Raw genomic sequence first — 894 nt, 5'->3', positions numbered from 1 at the left:
CTTTCATCCTGTACTGCAAGGGTGAAACGAGCTGGTCAGTGAGGGTGGTGACGGGGCAGGGCCCCTCGTCGTTGGCGTGGTGATTCCACTCAGCACACCGGCGACCGGAGGGGCCCTGTTGGTTCCGTATCCTGCCATGCTCGATGTTCCGCACGAGTTGGTCGAGCATGTCTCCTGGCTCGTCTACGTCCGAAGGCGTGAACTGAACTCGCCGTGGCGGAAGCTGGGCTGCTTCAAGCAGGCCTTGCTCGCCCTGGCCCATCTCCGCAAGAACGAGACGTTCGCCCAGCTCGGCGCCGGTTTCGGCGTCTCAGAGGCGACTGCCTGGCGCTATGTCGACGAGGTTTTGGACGTTCTCGCCTCGTGGGCGCCCGGCCTGCACGAGGCCCTCGTCGGCCTGGGCGAGGGCGACTTCGTCATCGTGGATGGCACGCTGATCCCGATCGACCGCATCGCGGCGGACGAGCCGTACTACTCGGTGAAACACCGCCGTCACGGGATGAACGTGCAGGTCATCGCCCGCCCGGACGGCACCCCGCTCTGGTTCTCGCGCGCGGCCCCGGGACGCACCCATGACCTGACCGCGGCCCGCGCCCACGGCATCGTCCAAGCCTGTCTGACCCGGCAGATTCTCGTGCTGGCCGACCGCGCCTACCAGGGCGCCGGCGCCACCGTCCGCACCCCTGACTTACGGCCACCGCGACCTGCCCGAGCACTACCAGCAGTACAACCGAGACCAGGTCCGGCTGCGCGCTCCGGGCGAGCGCGCCTTCGCCCGGCTGAAGTCCTGGCGAGCACTGCGCAGAGCCCGCTGCTCAACCCGACGCATCGGCCGCACCGTCCAAGCAGTACACGTCCTGCTGACCTGCGACTACACAGGATGAAAGAGGTTCA

The 894-nt window shown here is 67.3% G+C and carries 1 pseudogene; it reads left to right on the top strand.

The features are described 5' to 3' along the window. The first annotated feature begins 76 nt into the window (after positions 1–76). Positions 77–884 (top strand): annotated as a pseudogene (locus tag IQ279_RS27530) (transposase family protein). The last annotated feature ends 10 nt before the right edge of the window (positions 885–894 follow it).

Origin of the sequence: Streptomyces verrucosisporus, from assembly GCF_017114865.1 — a bacterium.
Classification (GTDB): domain Bacteria; phylum Actinomycetota; class Actinomycetes; order Streptomycetales; family Streptomycetaceae; genus Streptomyces; species Streptomyces fenghuangensis.
Note: the sequence above shows the minus strand (reverse complement) of the source record. Positions and strands in the feature narration are given on the sequence as shown.